We start from the raw sequence: 17,656 nt of genomic DNA on the forward strand, positions 1-17,656 counted from the left end.
CTTCGGAAATAATTCCCTTAATTTATGTAAAAAACTCAAATTAAGAGAATTATTTCCTGATTTTTTAGAATTTTGAAAAATATATTCTATATTGGTTTATTTTGTGGAAGATAACTGTGTTCAAATAGACTTAAGATTATTAAATTTCAGCCCATTTTCGCATTAAATTATGATACATATTGGTCAGTTTAATCACTTCTTTATGTTGATCTCCCAGCTCTATTCGCAAATTTTGCACAGTCTGATCTAGATTAAACAGCATATAGCGATTTGCATCGTCACGAATCATACTTTGTACCCAAAAAAATGAAGCAATACGGCAACCCGATGTAATCGCCGTGACTTCATGTAGACTGGTCGATGGGTAAAGGATCATATCACCAGCAGGGAGCTTCACTTCATGATAGCCATACGTGTCCTCAATGACTAATTCACCGCCTTCATATTCCTCTGGTTCAGTTAAAAAAATGGTACAAGATAGATCTGTTCTTAAACGCTCATTGCTACCGCGAATGCGTCGAATCGAGTTGTCGACATGAAAACCAAAAGATTCATGGTTTTCGTAACGGTTAAACAGTGGTGGGATAATATCTAAAGGAATCGCAGCAGAAAGGAATAGGGGATGCTGTCCTAAAGATTCTAAAATAATGCTACTTAAATGGTGAGTCAGTGGATTATCTTCAGGCAGTTGTTGATTTTGTTTCACTGTCGCGGAAAGCGTGCCTGCGGTGACTTTGCCATTCACCCATTCAACTTTATTCATTTCTGCACGGAAATATTGAACTTGTTCTTTACTAAGGACGTTTGGAATATGATGAATCACGGCAATACACCTTTGAATATATAAATGCTTTATTTATAAAAATAGCCTCTACGAATAGAGGCTATTTTACATTAAATCCATAAAATATTTATGGGATTTTTAGAGATTAATATTTGAAGTTAACCGACAATACTGCACTACGACCTTCAGCTTCAGTTGCATAGTGTGATGCATAGGCTTTAGTGAAGTAACGTTTGTCAGATAAGTTGTTTAGGTTTAATTGTAAATCTACATTTTTGTTGACGTTATAACGCGCCATTGCATCGTAACGGACGTACCCTGGAACCCACTTCGTATTAGCCGCATCACCATAGACTTTGTCCATTGCAATTGCACCTACACCTAAATTCAGTTGTGGTAAAACTTGATAAGTTGTCCATAAAGTTGCGCTATTTTTGGCTACATTTTGAACTTGATTACCGTTATTAGGGCTTGGCACATAGACAGCAGGCTGACCTGTTGCCGCTGTATTTACAAAACCAGCATCTACAATTTCACTGTCTAAATAAGTATAACCAAGTGACAGTGCCCATTTATCAGTAAGGTTACCGTTAGCACCAAGTTCAATACCGTCGACACGTGTTTTACCAATATTACGGGTAAAACCATCTGTATCTAACGCGCGGGTATTATCCTTTTCAGTACGGAAAATAGCAGCGGTTAAATTTAACTTATCATTTAGTACATCCCACTTTGTGCCAATTTCATAAGTCTTAACTTCTTCAGGTTTGAGGTTGTTAATCGCTCTAGCTTGTGCATCATTTGTATTTCGACCTGGAACGCTTAAACCTTCTGAGCCGTCACCCGCATCGACACCAACAGGATTGGCTGAAGTTGCATAACTTGCATAAATGCTACTATTTTCAGTTGGTTTAAATGTTAAACCCGCTTGATAGTTAAAGAAATCATTACTTGAGTTATACGCTGTACCAGCTTTGATTAAACTTGCACCTGAGCCTGAGTCTTTATTGTACTTAACATCAGTGTCAAACTTATCCCAACGGACACCTAAATCGAGTAGCCATTGTGGCGTGATTTCAATATTGTTGAGTGCATAAATAGATTGTGTTTTAGAGGTAATATTGGTTACATTTGGATTGGCTGTAATATGACCTAACCAAGGATCTTTAGGGTTAGGATTAAATGCATCGGTACACCAACCATTTGAATTGGCTAAAGAACATGCATTGGTTGCACCGCTACCACCAATTTTAGAGGTGTTTGGATCTGTAACAATATTAGTACCGCGATCAGAATCTTGTTTACTGTATTCAGCACCAACATTGAAACTATGCTTAAGTGAACCAGTATTAAATTTACCAGCCAAAGATAGTTGATCTGTAAAGCTATCAGTACTTGTTAAGTTCGTATTAACACGACGCCAAACTTTACCGTTTGCAATATTTTTTTGGCTATCATCGGGCTGTGTCCACAGATAATTATTATCTGATTTGTTATAGACAGCCGTATTGCGAAGTGTAATCTCATCGGTTAGGTCATGTTCTAATTTAATAGTTCCACTTTGATTTTCTTGTTTTTGAAAATCACGAGCTAACCAACCATAGTAAATACCTTGTTTAGCATCTAATGGCTTGCCTGTTGCAGTTTTATCTGTAGGGTTCCAGTACGGTACACCTGAATCTGGTGTATCGTCAGATTTCAAATAGTAATAACTTAAAGTTGCACGAGTTGGAGTGTCTAAACCAAAAGTAATGCTTGGGGCAATACCAGCACGCTTGTATTCAGCACCATCTTTTTGACCTGCTTTTTCATTATGGTGGCCCATGACAGCTACACGAGCAGCAATACCATTACCAAAATCTTTATTACCATCCAAGGTAATACGTTGATAATTATCTGTACCACCAGCAACAGAACCTTCTAAGAAGTCGCCTTTTTTAGCCACTTTAGAAATCATGTTGATGCTACCACCGGTAGAACCAGCACCACCAAGTGCAGAAGCAGAACCTTTGGTGACTTCTACTTGTTCAATCGCAAACATTTCACGATTTTGCGAAGTTGAGTTACGAATACCATCAACATACATTGAACTTTCAGAGTTATAGCCGCGAATAAACGGACGGTCGCCGTTTGGATTACCACCTTCACCGGCACCTAAGGTAATACCTGGAACGGTACGTAATGCATCACTTAAAGTCGTAACTTGTGTATCTTCAATCAGCTGTTTAGAAATGATAGACACTGATTTTGGTGTATCTAGCAGGGGGGCAACAAACTTAGTGTTTGCAGATTGATCAACTTTAAAACCTTGTTGTTGTTCTACACTTGCCTGTGCATGAATCGTTGGAAGTTGTGTTACATCATCTTGCGCCATTGCTGTAACCGCAACGACAGATAAAGAAGATGCGATCGCAGAAGACACAATCTTTTTACGTGTTTTGATGAAAGACATGATGAACTCAAAATTAGTAATGTAAATTTGTATGCGAATAATAATGATTCTTATTTGTTATTGCATTAGTTTTGAATTGAAATTATCGATTAAATTGTAATTTTAAACTTGTTATTAGAATTGATAGGACGGGTATCTTTTTGTATCTGTTTGTTATTTATATTTTTTAATCAAAATCACAATGTTTCACATTGTAATAAAACAGGATAAATTATGAATAAATGCGGATATATCTGTAAAGCAGAAAAATATTTTGGATAAAGCAAAATAATCAGCATTGATTAAAACGTTAAAAACTTGAAATTAAAATTTAAATTGCATGATTTTCACAGGTATTTTGTATATCTTCAAATGTTGTCATATAATGTGGCACTTTTAAAAAACTGTAATTATTAAATTCTATCGAGGAAGCCATGCAAGTAACTTCTGAAGCGGTTTCGGGCGTTGCCCGTCGTTTAAATGTATCTGTACCGACGAGCCGTGTAAACGAGCAATTTGAAGCTCGCTTAAAACGCACTGCCAAAACTGCGAAGATTAACGGCTTCCGTCCAGGTAAAGTACCTTTGGACGTTGTGCGTCGTGAATATGGCGCGGGTATCTATCAAGAAGTGGTTAACGATGTTATTCGTGACACTGTATTTGAAGCAATTCAACAAGAAAAAATCAATGCTGTAGGCATGCCAAACATTGATAAAGTTGAAAACAAAGCTGATGCTTTAGTTTATGAAGCAACTGTTGAAGTTTATCCAGAAGTCGACGTTAAGTTTGATGGCTTGGAAATTGAGCGTAAATCAACTGAAATCAACGATAAAGACGTTGATGTAATGCTTGAGAACTTACAAAAGCAACGCCAAACTTGGGCTGAAACCAAAGGTATGGCTAAAAAAGACATGCAAGTAACTTTCGATTTCGAAGGTACTATTGATGGTGAGAAGTTCGAAGGCGGTGCTGCTGAAGACTTTAAACTTGTTCTAGGTTCAGGTCGTATGATCCCGGGCTTTGAAGATGGTATCGTTGGTATGAAGAAAGGCGAAGAGAAAGTCATTGATGTTACTTTCCCTGAAGACTACCAAGCTGAAAACCTTGCAGGTAAACAAGCGCAATTTAAAATTACTGTGAAGCAAGTTGAAAAAGCAAAACTTCCAGAAATTGATGCTGAATTCCTTAAAATCTTTGGTTTAACTGAAGAAGAAGGCGTTGAAAAATTAAAAGCTGACGTTCGCAAAAATATGGAACGTGAAGTGAAAAATGGCCTTCGTAACCAAGTAAAAGGTGCAACTTTTGATGCGCTTGTTGCTGCGAATGAAGTTGAAGTTCCTGCTGCAATGATGACTCAAGAAATTGATCGTCAACGTCAACAAATGATTCAACAATTCACACAACAGTTTGGTGCTCAAGGTGCGAAAGCATTTGACAGCAGCATGCTTCCAGATGAATTGTTTAAAGAACAAGCTGAAAAAGCAGTTAAACTTGGTATTTTAGTCAGCAAAGTATTAGCTGATGCTAAATTAGAAGTTGATCCTGCTCGTGTTGAAGCGTATATCGCAGATATGGCGTCTTCTTACGAAGATCCGACTGAAGTGATTGAATACTTCAAAAATGACAAACAACAACGTGCTCAAATTGAAGGCGTTGTGTTAGAAGATCAAGTGGTTGATCACATTTTAGCTGCGGCTAAAGTGACTGATACTCCAGTAAGCTATGAAGAGTTGTTGAAAGAGCAGCAAGCTCGTCAGCAAGGCTAATCGCTTATTCATAAAAAAAGGCGCTTTTAGCGCCTTTTTTTTATGTTGTTGAAAGTTTGTTAAATGTCCCGTATTCACAATGCATATCCAAAAAAAATCTGATATTTAATGGGGAATATTTTGCATTTTCAGCAATTATCCCTCATATTGTGAATATGAGTTAAGTAACAAAAAATTCAGGAATAAATAACGTATGTATGTTCCAATGATTGATAATGCTTTAGTTCCGATGGTAGTAGAACAATCTTCTCGTGGTGAGCGTTCTTTTGATATTTTTTCACGTCTTTTACGTGAACGTGTGATTTTTTTGACTGGTGAAGTTGAAGATAACATGGCGAACTTAATTGTTGCTCAAATGTTATTTTTAGAAGCTGAAAATCCAGAAAAAGATATCCACCTATATATTAACTCACCGGGTGGTTCTGTGACTGCGGGTATGGCAATTTACGATACTATGCAATTCATTAAACCCGATGTGGTGACGTATTGTATGGGACAAGCCGCTTCTATGGGCGCTTTCTTGTTGAATGCTGGTGCAAAAGGCAAGCGTTATTGTCTTGAAAATGCACGTGTTATGATTCACCAACCACTTGGTGGTTTCCGTGGTCAGGCATCTGATATCGAAATTCATGCACGTGAAATTTTATATATTAAAGAACGTTTAAATCACTTGATGGCAGAACATAGTGGTCAGGATTTTGAACGAGTAGCGCGCGATACAGACCGTGATAACTTTATGACAGCTCAAGCTGCTAAAGAATATGGTTTAGTGGATGAAGTGCTTTCGAAACGTCCAAAAAACTAAACGGTTATCAGTGTTAAAACTAACAAAGATTTAAGATTTGGAGTGAAAATGTCCGAACATCCTCAAGGACAAAAGCATTGTTCATTTTGTGGTAAAACACAGTCTGAAGTTGGGAAACTAATTGCAGGCGAGGACGCTTACATTTGTAATGAATGCGTTGATGTGTGCTTAGACCTCGTCCAAACCAGTCAGCAGGTTGAAACTGGTGATTGGGCAACGCGTCCTTTACCTAAACCACATGAAATTCGTGCGGCTTTAGATCAGTATGTTATTGGGCAGGATACTGCAAAGAAAACCTTATCGGTTGCGGTATATAACCATTACAAACGTCTTAAAGTCAGTCAGTCTAGCCACAAACCTGCTGATACTGTGGAAATTGCCAAAAGTAATATTTTGCTGATTGGCCCAACAGGTTCGGGTAAAACTTTACTAGCACAAACTTTGGCGCGTCTTTTAGATGTTCCTTTTGCGATGGCAGATGCAACCACCTTAACCGAAGCTGGTTATGTCGGTGAAGATGTTGAAAACATTGTACAAAAGCTTTTGCAAAAAGCTGACTATGATGTGGAAAAAGCGCAAAAGGGTATTATCTATATTGATGAAATCGACAAGATTACTCGTAAATCAGAAAACCCATCAATTACGCGTGATGTTTCTGGTGAAGGCGTGCAGCAAGCACTGTTGAAAATGATCGAAGGTACGGTTGCATCTATTCCACCACAAGGTGGTCGTAAGCATCCGCAGCAAGAGTTCATTCAAATTGATACCTCAAATATTTTATTCATTTGTGGTGGTGCTTTCTCTGGGCTTGAACGTGTAGTGCAACAGCGTCAGGAAAAAGGCGGTATCGGCTTTACTGCTGATGTGAAGAGTAAAGATGACAGTAAAAAACTCTCTGAACTTTTCCGTCAAGTTGAGGCATCTGATTTGGTGAAATTTGGTTTAATTCCAGAGTTCATCGGTCGTTTACCTGTGATTGCGACACTTGAAGAGCTGGATGAAGAAGCATTAATGCTCATTTTGACAGAGCCAAAAAATGCTTTGACACGTCAATATCAGTATCTTTTTGAAATGGAAGATGTTGACCTCGTTTTTGAAGATTCGGCATTACGTGCGATTGCAAAAAAAGCGTTGGCACATAATACCGGTGCACGTGGTTTACGTTCAATTCTGGAAAAAGTATTGCTTGAAACTATGTATGACTTACCAAGTCGTGCAGATGTGGGTACTGTAGTCATCAATGAAGCGGTGATTAATGACAAAGCTGAACCTGAATATCAGAGTGCACGTCAACCTAAAGCAGACCAACAGGTTGAAGAAAAAGTTGATTTAAAAGTGATTGATAGTAAGTCAGCTTAATCTGATTAAAATTGATTGCTTTGCAATTCATCTGAAACGTGTAAGAAGTTTAGCTTTTTACACGTTTTTTTATGTCTATAAAGACATTGCAATGTTAAGCTCGATATGGACAATAGAGTCTTGATTAAAAACCAAAAATAAAAATACGTGATGAGGGATAATCATGCGTTACCTAGGTTTAATGTTTTTAGCGAGTTGTGGTTTAACTGCGTGTCAGAGTCATAAAGCTCCGCAACAATTGCATGCAACTCAAGTGGTTTCGACTTTGGATGCAATCAATTTTGAAAAAGAAAATTCATTAATACATGCTAAGTTAGATCAATATAAGGTTGGAAAGTTTTCTGTTGGTTCTTGGGTTAATCAAGAGCCAGGTCAATTTTTTAAATTGGTCAAACCACAAAATCCTCAAGCTGCGATCATTTATTTTTATCGACCAGATAGTCGTTGGAATAGACAAGAAATTATTGCATCTAATTTTTTCTTAAATGGTAAACGTGTACCTAGTTTAATTAGTAACCATTACTATTGGGTTGAACTGGCTGAAGGGGATTATAAATTAAGTTTAAGCCGTCCTTTGGCGGTTCTACATTTTCAAAAACCTAAAGTCGCATACTTAAGTGTTAAGTCTGGTGAACAATATTTTATCAAATATGAAGAAGAGCAATTTCGTGGTGGTCCAAATGGAGAAGCAGGATTATTGCGCGTTGGTCCTTTAATGCAAATGCCAACCCGTCAGGCTTTAAAAGAAATTGGAATGACGCAATTGAAAACGCCGGGTCTCAATTTTGTTGCTGAAGTGACGCCAGAAGGTCGAGTGATTAAACCCAAACAAGAAATTAATAGTGGCGTGTATCATGCCAGTGATGATGCGCATTTATCGACCCCATTTAAGCTCTGGAATCCACTCACTTGGTAGTGTGATTGCCAATAAAGAAGAGGGGGATTATCCCTCTTTTTTAGATTTGAGATATATAGCAAGTTATTGCTATTGAGAAGATCCCTGTGCTGATTTTTTAAGTTGTTCGAGTTGAGTATTAATTTCTTGAAAATCTTTTTCAGTGGCTTGTATGGTACTGGCTAAGCGTGAATTCATAACTTTCATAGATTCTTGAGCAACTTGAGGGGTTTTATTTAAAATGGATTGTCCTATTGGACTAGAATAAAAATCAATTTGAGCCTGAATTTCTTCTGCGTTATACACATCTTTATAAATTTTTTGATAAATTGGCTGCATCTCTTTCCAAGCCACAGTTTTTTGACTTTGCTGGTACATTTTATCAGCCAATTGATTCGCTACAATTTGCTCTGGTGGAGTCAATTGTTCATGTTGCACAATATTTTTTACAACCATATAAGCTTGTTGATCTAGCTGAGGTCGTATCTGTTGTATCGTTCGTTGTAAGAGTTGATCAAGCTTCATTACTTGCATTAATTTATTGACGGCTTGATCGCTGGGTTGTGCCGCCAAGCAAATACTTGAAAAAAAACTGATCCCACAAGCCAACATCCACTGTTTCATTTTTTAATCTCAGAGTATAAAAAAGCACCCTAATCATAGAGTGCTTTTAAAAGTATATTCAAGTATTTAGCAAGATTTTTAACCAAGTACTAAACCGTATATTGCTACTTAGTTTGCAGCAGCATCAACTACTGGGATTTTACCAATTTTGGCTTGCCAAATTTTTGGTGCAATCGCATGAATGGAAGTACCATTAACATCTACAGCAACCGATACGGGCATATCTTCAACGACAAATTTGTAGATCGCTTCCATACCTAAATCAGCAAATGCCACTACTTCCGCTTGGCGAACGGCTTTAGATACTAAATAAGCAGCACCACCCACAGCCATTAAATAGGTTGCTTTATGGTCTTTGATTGCTTCAATGGCTGTCGGACCACGATCAGCCTTACCAATCATACCAAACAGGCCAGTATGTTCTAAAACTTGACGGGTGAATTTGTCCATACGTGTTGCTGTAGTCGGGCCAGCAGGGCCAACAACTTCATCACCAACAGGATCTACAGGGCCAACGTAGTAAATGAATTTACCTTTAAGGTCTACTGGTAATTCTTCACCCTTGTCGATCATTTCACACATACGTTTATGTGCAGCATCACGACCTGTATAGATGGTACCGTTCAGAAGTAATGTGTCACCTGGTTGCCAAGTGTTCATTTCTTCTTGAGTAATATTGTCTAAATCTACACGTTTAGATTTTGAAGAATCCCAAGTCACTTCAGGATAATCAGAAAGTTTCGGTGCTTGAATATGTGCAATGCCTGAACCATCTAGTTGGAAGTGTGCATGACGCGTTGCAGCACAGTTTGGAATCATACCGACAGGTTTGCCTGCCGCATGACAAGGGTAATCTTTGATTTTAATGTCAAGAACTGTGGTTAAACCACCCAAACCTTGTGCGCCGATTCCCAAAGCATTTACTTTCTCGAAGATTTCAATACGAAGCTCTTCCATTTTGCTTTGTGGACCACGACGAAGCAATTCGTCCATGTTGATTTCTTCCATCAATGCTTCTTTAGCAAGCATCATGGCTTTTTCAGCAGTACCACCGATACCAATACCCAACATACCAGGAGGACACCAGCCTGCACCCATAGTTGGAACGGTTTTAAGTACCCAATCTACGATTGAGTCGGATGGATTCAACATTGCCAATTTAGATTTATTTTCTGAACCACCACCCTTAGCAGCAACAGTGATATCTACTTTATTACCCGGAACGAGTTTGTAGTGAATCACAGCAGGGGTATTATCTTTAGTATTTTTACGACCAAAAGCTGGGTCTGCTAATACAGAAGCACGTAGTACGTTAGAGTTTTCTGAGTAACCTTGGCGTACACCTTCATTGATTGCGTCATCTAAGCTCATGGTTAAATCGAATTTAACATCTAAGCCGACTTCAAGGAATACGTTAACAATACCAGTATCTTGACAGATTGGACGATGACCTTCTGCACACATACGAGAGTTAATTAGAATTTGTGCAATTGCATCTTTTGCAGCTTGGTTTGCTTCGCGGTCATACGCACGACTCATCGCTTGGATAAAGTCTTGTGGGTGGTAATACGAAATAAACTGAAGTGCATCCTTGACCGATGTGATCAAGTCATCTTGTTTGATAATAGTTGTCATACCAAAAATCTCTTGAGCGGGCTGTTAGCTAGCGGGCTAAATTATACGGCATAAAGTAAGTTTTGTGGATGCTTCGCTGTAGTTTTAAGCTAAAGTTTAAGACATTAAATCATGTATTTATTGTTATAAAACTCGGTCATTTAGACAGATGTATTCATGTCATATTACAATAAGGATCATTGATTTTAGAAATTATTCAAAAACAATATTAGTATAAGGTGTTGTTTAGAATTAGTTTTTATTGATATTGGTGGAATGTTTTTTAATATAAAAGCGTTGTCATAAAGTTGTCATAAAACTTTTACATAATATGGGCATCAAACAGTAAAGACAGATAAAATGACAGTTACAAGTGTATTGATGGTGGTTGGATTTGGTATTTATATCGCAGCGACTTGGATGTATGGTCAAAAAAAAGATTAAGTAGGCTTACTTGATCTTTTTTTCATCGGTTACTTTTTATTGATCAGCATACTGAAAAATAATATTTCTTCTAATTCTGCTAAAATTTTGCTTAATCATTTTTAAAATAAATGCAAATTTATGTCAGATCAATCACATGGTGCAGATCCAACTTTTCTTGCAGACAATATTATTGAAATTTATAAAAAACATGCGCAAGCATGGACAGCATTACGTGGTCATTTTCTTTATGAAAAAGTTTGGCTAGACCATTTTCTAACACTTATTCCTGCTCATTCTCAAATCCTAGATTTAGGCTGTGGTTCAGGGAAACCAATTGCACAGTATTTCATTGAACAAGGACATTCCGTTACAGGTGTAGATAGTTCGGATGTAATGATTGCAATGGCAAAAGCCAAATTTCCTCAGCAAACTTGGTTACACGCAGATATGCGTCAGCTGCATTTGGAACAAAAGTTTCAAGGCATTTTGGCTTGGGATAGTTTCTTTCACTTAACGCCTAATGATCAACGTAATATGTTTGCTAGTTTTGCTAAATATGCAGAACAAGGTACGGTTTTGATGTTTACCAGTGGTCCTTCATATGGTGAGGTGATTGGTGATATGTTTGGAGATGCTTTGTATCATGCCAGTTTAGCAGCACAGGAATATAGAACTTTATTGACGCAGTATGGTTTTCAAGTGGTGAAAATGGTTGCTGAAGATGTTGAATGTACAGGACATACGGTTTGGTTGGCACAAATGCAATAAAGAGTAAATGCAATTTTTATCTTAAAATGGCAAAGGAATGGGCATAAAATTTAGACATAATAAAATGGATTAGCCATGTTAGATCTATCGCAAATTTTTACTTTTACACTCATTTGTTTGGCAATGGTATTAACGCCAGGGCCGAATATGATTTATTTAATTTCTCGATCTATTTGTCAGGGGCATCAAGCGGGTTTCATCTCGTTATGTGGCGTTGCATTCGGTTTTATTTTTTATATGCTCTGTGCGTCACTGGGGATTACTGCACTTTTGATGGCGATTCCCTATGCGTATGATGCCATACGAATTGGTGGTGCACTTTATTTAATCTGGCTCGCTTGGCAGTCATTCAAACCAAATGGAAAATCGCCATTTCAGGTTAAAAATTTACCGATAGATAGTAATATTCGATTATTTACGATGGGGTTCATTACTAATTTATTTAATCCCAAAATTGTCATGATGTACTTATCATTATTACCTCAGTTTATAAAACCTGATCATGGCAGTGTTTTGAGTCAATCCATTTTTTTGGGATTGATACAAATTATTGTCAGTGTTTCTGTGAATGGGCTCATTGTTTTATCAGCGGGAAGCATGGCGTTATTTTTAAATAAAAATCCAATATGGTCGAATATTCAAAGATGGATCATGGGAACTGTTTTGGCGTCATTAGCAGTTAAAATTTTAATGGATACAAAACGGTAAGCGTAATATAAAAAACCACTCTTTTTTTGAGTGGTTTTTTTTAACATTTAAATGAAATTAAGAGGCTTTATGCATCTTTGCTTCAACTTGTTGCTCTGCTTGAATTGCAGTCAAAGCAATCGTGAAGACAATATCATCCACCAATGCACCGCGGGACAAATCATTTACAGGTTTGTTTAAACCTTGCAACATTGGCCCGACACTCACGACATTCGCAGAACGCTGAACCGCTTTATAAGTGGTATTGCCTGTGTTTAAATCTGGAAAGATGAATACATTGGCACGCCCCGCAACTTTAGAGTCGGGTGCTTTCGATTTACCAACACTTTCAACGGATGCCGCATCGTATTGCAGCGGGCCATCAATCAATAAATCTGGGCGACGCAATTTAGCAATTTCAGTCGCTTTGGCCACTTTTTCGACTTCTGTACCTGCACCTGATGTGCCTGTTGAATAGGAAATCATGGCAATACGTGGATCGATACCAAAAGCTTTTGCAGAATCAGCAGATTGAATTGCAATTTCTGCTAATTGTTCCGCATCGGGATCGGGATTAATGGCACAGTCACCGTATACATAAACTTCATCAGGCAGCAACATGAAAAATACAGATGACACCAGTGAATAGTCTGGGGCGGTCTTAATTAACTGGAAGGCAGGGCGAACTGTATTTGCAGTGGTGTGTACCGCACCAGAAACAAGCCCATCCACTTGATCAAGTGCCAACATCATTGTGCCTAAAACGACGGTATCTTGCAGTTGTTCACGCGCTTGTAATTCGTTGATTTTACCTTTACGTAACTCAACCATTTGAGCGACGTAGTTTTCACGGATCAAATCTGGATCAATGATTTCTAAGTCAAATGGCAGTTCGATGTTCCGTGCTTTGGCAACTTCAATGACTGCTTCTGGCTTCGCAAGTAAAATGCATTGTGCAATGCCGCGAGATTGACAGATGGCAGCAGCTTGAATGGTACGTGGCTCATCACCTTCAGGTAAAACAATCCGTTTCTTCGCAGCAATCGATTTTTGTACCAATTCATGACGGAACGCAGAAGGGGATAAGCGCGGTTGGTAATCGCCATTCAACAACTGAATTAACCAGTCCGGATCGATATGACTCGATACGAAACGGGTGACTTGATCAGCACGTTCAGTATCATCAACAGGAATTTCATTGCTCAAGTTTGAGAGCTGTTGTGCCGTTTCAAAGGTACTGAGCGTGGTATGTAAAATTGGTAAACCATTTTTAATGGCCGTTTGGCAAAAATCTAACACTAAAGCATTGGGTTCATGATGTTCGGTCAAGACTAAGCCAGCCAATGGAATGCCATTACTGCTGGCTAAGCTACTGGCTAGTAACACATCAATACGATCCGATGCACTAATGATGAGTTCACCAGCAATAAATTTATGCAACTCATGTTCAATGTTTGACGCAATGAGACTGCTATGCAATACGCGACGGTGTTGCGCTTTACCTTGATTAATCCAAGCCGCTTGAATATGTGTTGCTAAGTCTGAAACGCGAGGTACGCTTAAGGTATCACTAAACGGTACCAGTCCAATAATCGGTAATTGCGCCGAACCAATATACGCATGAGATTTTTGCAAATTCGCTGCAAATTTTTGAGTGTCATGAATTAAACGCAGATTTGGATCAATCGTGACGGGAATTTGCGCTGAATCAGCGGGTAAGCCACGCGTACGCATGAACAGTACCCCAGCATTACGGGATGAGGATGCACCGCCAAAGTTGCGTAATTGAGTTTCTAGTTTTTCAGCAGTTTGATCTGGGTGATTAATATCAGCATTGCTAATAAAGATCACTTTAGCATCCAGTGCTTGTGCTAAAGATGCATTTAAATTACTCGCAAAAGAATCACGTGCAGTCGGAACCAATCCTTCAACAATGATAATGTCATGCTGTTTGGCCACTTGTCGATGAAGGCTTACGGCTTCTTCCAGTAGTTCATCGGTTTCACCCGCATTCAGTTGTTGCGTCATTTTGGCAAAAGAAATGGGCTCAACGGTATCAGATTTGGAAATATGACGATAAAGTGCCGTAGTACGATCCGCTTCTGCCTTAACTTCTTGTGAAAATGGTTTTACAAAGCCTGCTTTAACACCTTGGCATTCAAGTGCATAAACTAAGCCGAGGCATGCGGAGGTTAAGCCTACGCCTTCTCCAGTAGGAACTAATAAAATTGTTTTCATACAAAGTTCTTTAATCAATAGTTCTAAAAATATTTTAAAGTTTTTTCAACATAGCAGGAGGGCGACTACTTATGCAGTCGTCATTTCAGCTTCAGACTTTTTTGCAGCCTGTTGAACCTCATTTTGTACAACAAGGTCAGTTTCTTTCGCGATACGACCTTCTTCATCAGTTGGAATAACCCAGATTTGAGGGCCTGTGCCTGTATCAATACGACCTTCGGTACCACGTTTTAAACCATCATTATGGTCTTTGCTGAGGTTAAAGCCAAAGTGAGGTAGGTAAGACATGGTTTTTTCACGGATATAAGCTGAGTTTTCACCAATTCCACCAGTGAAAAAGAGGCCATCAATTCGAGGTAGGCCACAGCTCAATGCTGCAAGAGATTTTGCTAAGCGATAGCAGAACACTTCAATGGCAAGTGTTGCATCTTCATTACCTTGTTCAGAGGCTTCAATGAGTGTACGCATGTCATTAGATAGGTCAGATAGACCGAGTAGACCACTTTGATTGTTGAGCATTTTATCAATTTTATAGATATCCCAGCCAAGGTTACTGGCTAAGAAACGATGAATGCTTGGGTCAACATCACCACTGCGCGTTCCCATGACGACACCTTCAAGTGGGGTTAAGCCCATAGAGGTATCGACACTTTGACCATTCCAAATAGCACAAGTTGAGCTACCATTACCTAAATGTGCAGTTAACCATCCACCTTGTTTATAACTGCCTGCCAATTCAGAACCGCGCTCTGATACATAGGCATGGCTGGTGCCATGAAATCCATAGCGACGGACATTATGTTCTGTATAAAGGAATTTCGGCAATGCGTAACGATAAGCATGCGCTGGCATGGTTTGGTGGAATGCAGTATCAAATACGGCAACTTGTGGTAATTCAGAGAATAGACGCATGGTTGCATCAATACCGACTAAATGTGCTGGATTATGCAAAGGTGCAAGCGGTGTTGCTTGACGAATACGTTCTACAATTTCGGGAGTGAGTAATTCTGCTTTGGTCAGTGTTCCACCATGCACAACACGATGACCAATGGCTTTCGGTTTATATTGTGCTAAGCGACCTAAAATGGTTTCTAATGCTTTTTCATGGTCTGCATGTGGAATGGCAATTTCGAGTGGTTGGTTGCCAGCGGTAACGCCTTTAATACGTGCATCAGCAGAACCTAAGTTTTCTGCTAAACCAAAGATTCGATCTTCACGATGCTCTGAAACAAGCGCATATTTAATGGATGAAGATCCGCAGTTAATCACTAATACTGATGTAGACACGTTTTATTACCCGCATTGTAATTTGAAGTAGTCGTCCTGTTGATCTGATTACTTGGTTTATTGATGTAATTTAGATCAGTAACAATGTTGTACCATGTGTTGTTTTTCTGTTCTAGCTAGACTTTAGGTGATTAGACTTAAGCCTTATCGACCCTTGATTGATTAATATTTAATATTTATCAGTTGATTGCTTTAACTTAGCATCGCTATCTTGTGATTAACGTATAAAATTTGCGGAGAAACGCATATTTTTGTAAGTCTTAATTTTCTGTTTAGATCAGTATTTTTTACTCGCAATGAATGTTTGTTCATCCATAAAAATTAGAGCTTTATTGAGTTGATGAAAATCTTATTTTTTTATTCTAGTTAAAACGATGCAGTAATTGTTCAGTTGTATAATTTATTGAACAGTTACTGCATTTTGATGATGATGTGCTATTGATTATTGGCGAATTTGTCCATCACCTAAGACGATCCATTTTTGTGAAGTTAAACCTTCTAGTCCAACAGGACCGCGAGCATGGATTTTATCGGTTGAAATGCCAATTTCAGCACCTAAACCATATTCAAAACCATCAGCAAAGCGGGTTGAGGCATTGACCATGACTGAGCTCGAATCAACACGCGCTAAAAACTGGCGCGCTAAACTAAAGTTCTCAGTAATAATGGCATCGGTATGATGTGAGCCATACTTGTTAATATGTTGGATGGCTTCTTCCATACCTGACACAACTTTTACAGCTAAAATTGGTCCTAAATATTCTTCATACCAATCTTCTTCGCTTGCCGGTTTGATGGTTGCACCTAAAATGCGCTGCGTTGCTAGGCAGCCACGTAGTTCAACTTGCTTCTCGGCATAGAGTTCAGCAATGCGAGGTAAAAATTCCTCAGCAACCTTTTCATCAACCAATAGCGTTTCCATAGCATTGCAGACGCCATAGCGATGGGTTTTGGCATTTAATGCAATCGGTAAAGCTTTATGTAAATCTGCATGCGCTTCAACAAAGACATGGCAGTTGCCATCTAAGTGTTTAATGACTGGAATGGTCGCTTCACGGGTAATCCGTTCAATGAGCCCTTTACCGCCTCGAGGAACGATGACGTCCACATATTCAGGCATGGTGATGAGTTGTCCTACCGCGGCACGATCTGTCGTGTTAATGACTTGCACACAAGTTTCAGGTAAGCCAACAGTTTTTAGACCATGTTGAATTGCTTCAGCAATGGCTTGATTGGAATGCAGTGCTTCAGAACCACCACGTAAAATAATAGCATTCCCAGACTTAAGTGCCAGTGATGCTGCTTCAAGTGTGACATTTGGGCGTGATTCATAAATCATGCCGACCACACCTAAAGGTACGCGCATTTTACCAATTTGAATCCCAGATGGGCGGTAAGCAAGATCTGTGATTTCACCAATTGGATCGAGTAGATTCATTACATCTTTTAAGCCATGTAACATATCTTTAAAGCGTGTGGGGGTAAGTTCTAAGCGATCAAGCAGAGCACTGTCAAGATTATGATCTCGACCTTGAGTCATATCAATTTGATTGGCTGCTAAAATTTTCGGCTCACTATTTTTTAGAGCAGTATAAATAGCAGATAAGGCATTATTTTTTACAATCGTAGATGCGGCTGCCAAAATACTCGATGCTTGGCGAGCTTGTTGACCTACAGTTTGCATATACTGTTCAATTGAATCTTGCATAGTATTCTATTTGATCGCTAAAAAACTCTGTTTGATAGTAGCAGCCAGTGTTATAACAATCCATGGATTTACAAGAAAAAATAGCGGATCAATTCAAGTTGGTCGTGTGTATTTGGCATATTTGACCGTTTAAACTCGATAAGCGGTCAATTAAGCGATTGCGGATAAAACAAATAGTTGTATAGAATGAAACAATAAGGACATTGACCCACTACAAATTTTATTATTTGTGATGACTGGAAAAACAACGGATCTTGCAAAATA

At 38.7% G+C, this 17,656-nt stretch carries 13 protein-coding genes; 6 read left to right on the plus strand and 7 right to left on the minus strand.

Features of this window, described 5'->3' with window-relative positions:
- Nucleotides 1-139: 139 nt before the first annotated feature.
- Nucleotides 140-823 carry a Fe2+-dependent dioxygenase gene (locus B9T28_RS10935; RefSeq protein WP_086204021.1) on the minus strand — a complete coding sequence of 228 codons (684 nt, stop codon included), beginning with the start codon at nt 821-823 and terminating at the stop codon, nt 140-142.
- A 106-nt stretch (nt 824-929) separates the two neighbouring features.
- Complete coding sequence (locus B9T28_RS10940; RefSeq protein ID WP_086204022.1) at nt 930-3,236, minus strand: TonB-dependent receptor; 2,307 nt, start codon at nt 3,234-3,236, stop codon at nt 930-932.
- A 413-nt stretch (nt 3,237-3,649) separates the two neighbouring features.
- Here B9T28_RS10940 and tig point away from each other — a divergent pair, with 413 nt between their 5' ends.
- The 4 genes from tig (at nt 3,650) to B9T28_RS10960 (ending at nt 8,061) form a co-directional block, all read left to right on the plus strand.
- The gene (tig, locus tag B9T28_RS10945) at nt 3,650-4,981 is read left to right on the plus strand and encodes a trigger factor (protein ID WP_086204023.1); all 1,332 of its coding nucleotides are present in this window, start codon (nt 3,650-3,652) and stop codon (nt 4,979-4,981) included.
- Between the two features lie 193 nt (nt 4,982-5,174).
- Complete coding sequence (gene clpP, locus B9T28_RS10950; protein WP_086204024.1) at nt 5,175-5,786, plus strand: ATP-dependent Clp endopeptidase proteolytic subunit ClpP; 612 nt, start codon at nt 5,175-5,177, stop codon at nt 5,784-5,786.
- 48 nt (nt 5,787-5,834) lie between these two features.
- Complete coding sequence (gene clpX / locus B9T28_RS10955; RefSeq protein WP_086204025.1) at nt 5,835-7,145, plus strand: ATP-dependent Clp protease ATP-binding subunit ClpX; 1,311 nt, start codon at nt 5,835-5,837, stop codon at nt 7,143-7,145.
- A 163-nt stretch (nt 7,146-7,308) separates the two neighbouring features.
- A complete protein-coding gene (locus B9T28_RS10960) occupies nt 7,309-8,061 on the plus strand; it encodes a DUF2846 domain-containing protein (protein WP_086204026.1) in 753 nt (250 codons plus the stop codon).
- Nucleotides 8,062-8,130: 69 nt separating this feature from the next.
- Here the strand turns inward: B9T28_RS10960 and B9T28_RS10965 are convergent, their stop codons facing one another.
- Together B9T28_RS10965 and B9T28_RS10970 are read right to left on the minus strand one after the other, a co-directional pair.
- The gene (locus B9T28_RS10965) at nt 8,131-8,664 is read right to left on the minus strand and encodes a DUF2059 domain-containing protein (RefSeq protein ID WP_086204027.1); all 534 of its coding nucleotides are present in this window, start codon (nt 8,662-8,664) and stop codon (nt 8,131-8,133) included.
- A 108-nt stretch (nt 8,665-8,772) separates the two neighbouring features.
- Nucleotides 8,773-10,299, minus strand: coding sequence for a fumarate hydratase (locus B9T28_RS10970; RefSeq protein ID WP_086204028.1), 1,527 nt, complete (start codon nt 10,297-10,299; stop codon nt 8,773-8,775).
- A 543-nt stretch (nt 10,300-10,842) separates the two neighbouring features.
- Here B9T28_RS10970 and B9T28_RS10975 point away from each other — a divergent pair.
- Both B9T28_RS10975 and B9T28_RS10980 read left to right on the plus strand, forming a co-directional pair.
- A complete protein-coding gene (locus tag B9T28_RS10975) occupies nt 10,843-11,472 on the plus strand; it encodes a class I SAM-dependent DNA methyltransferase (RefSeq protein WP_086204029.1) in 630 nt (209 codons plus the stop codon).
- 75 nt (nt 11,473-11,547) lie between these two features.
- Nucleotides 11,548-12,180, plus strand: coding sequence for a LysE family translocator (locus B9T28_RS10980; protein ID WP_086204030.1), 633 nt, complete (start codon nt 11,548-11,550; stop codon nt 12,178-12,180).
- Between the two features lie 57 nt (nt 12,181-12,237).
- Here the strand turns inward: B9T28_RS10980 and pta are convergent, their stop codons facing one another.
- From pta to B9T28_RS10995, 3 genes are all read right to left on the minus strand, one after another.
- Nucleotides 12,238-14,397, minus strand: coding sequence for a phosphate acetyltransferase (pta, locus tag B9T28_RS10985; protein WP_086204031.1), 2,160 nt, complete (start codon nt 14,395-14,397; stop codon nt 12,238-12,240).
- Between the two features lie 69 nt (nt 14,398-14,466).
- Complete coding sequence (locus B9T28_RS10990; protein WP_086204032.1) at nt 14,467-15,684, minus strand: acetate/propionate family kinase; 1,218 nt, start codon at nt 15,682-15,684, stop codon at nt 14,467-14,469.
- A gap of 442 nt (nt 15,685-16,126) precedes the next feature.
- A complete protein-coding gene (locus B9T28_RS10995) occupies nt 16,127-17,392 on the minus strand; it encodes a glutamate-5-semialdehyde dehydrogenase (RefSeq protein WP_086204033.1) in 1,266 nt (421 codons plus the stop codon).
- Nucleotides 17,393-17,656 lie beyond the last annotated feature (264 nt).

Origin of the sequence: Acinetobacter silvestris (assembly GCF_002135235.1) — a bacterium.
Taxonomy (GTDB): domain Bacteria; phylum Pseudomonadota; class Gammaproteobacteria; order Pseudomonadales; family Moraxellaceae; genus Acinetobacter; species Acinetobacter silvestris.

What these genes read in the sequence shown, in the direction of transcription:
- B9T28_RS10970 (WP_086204028.1), bottom strand. Translation starts at nt 10,299, where the DNA reads ATGACAACTATTATCAAACAAGATGACTTGATCACATCGGTCAAGGAT.
- pta (WP_086204031.1), bottom strand. Translation starts at nt 14,397, where the DNA reads ATGAAAACAATTTTATTAGTTCCTACTGGAGAAGGCGTAGGCTTAACC.
- clpP (WP_086204024.1), top strand. Translation starts at nt 5,175, where the DNA reads ATGTATGTTCCAATGATTGATAATGCTTTAGTTCCGATGGTAGTAGAA.
- B9T28_RS10965 (WP_086204027.1), bottom strand. Translation starts at nt 8,664, where the DNA reads ATGAAACAGTGGATGTTGGCTTGTGGGATCAGTTTTTTTTCAAGTATT.
- B9T28_RS10980 (WP_086204030.1), top strand. Translation starts at nt 11,548, where the DNA reads ATGTTAGATCTATCGCAAATTTTTACTTTTACACTCATTTGTTTGGCA.
- B9T28_RS10995 (WP_086204033.1), bottom strand. Translation starts at nt 17,392, where the DNA reads ATGCAAGATTCAATTGAACAGTATATGCAAACTGTAGGTCAACAAGCT.
- B9T28_RS10975 (WP_086204029.1), top strand. Translation starts at nt 10,843, where the DNA reads ATGTCAGATCAATCACATGGTGCAGATCCAACTTTTCTTGCAGACAAT.
- tig (WP_086204023.1), top strand. Translation starts at nt 3,650, where the DNA reads ATGCAAGTAACTTCTGAAGCGGTTTCGGGCGTTGCCCGTCGTTTAAAT.
- B9T28_RS10940 (WP_086204022.1), bottom strand. Translation starts at nt 3,236, where the DNA reads ATGTCTTTCATCAAAACACGTAAAAAGATTGTGTCTTCTGCGATCGCA.
- B9T28_RS10960 (WP_086204026.1), top strand. Translation starts at nt 7,309, where the DNA reads ATGCGTTACCTAGGTTTAATGTTTTTAGCGAGTTGTGGTTTAACTGCG.
- clpX (WP_086204025.1), top strand. Translation starts at nt 5,835, where the DNA reads ATGTCCGAACATCCTCAAGGACAAAAGCATTGTTCATTTTGTGGTAAA.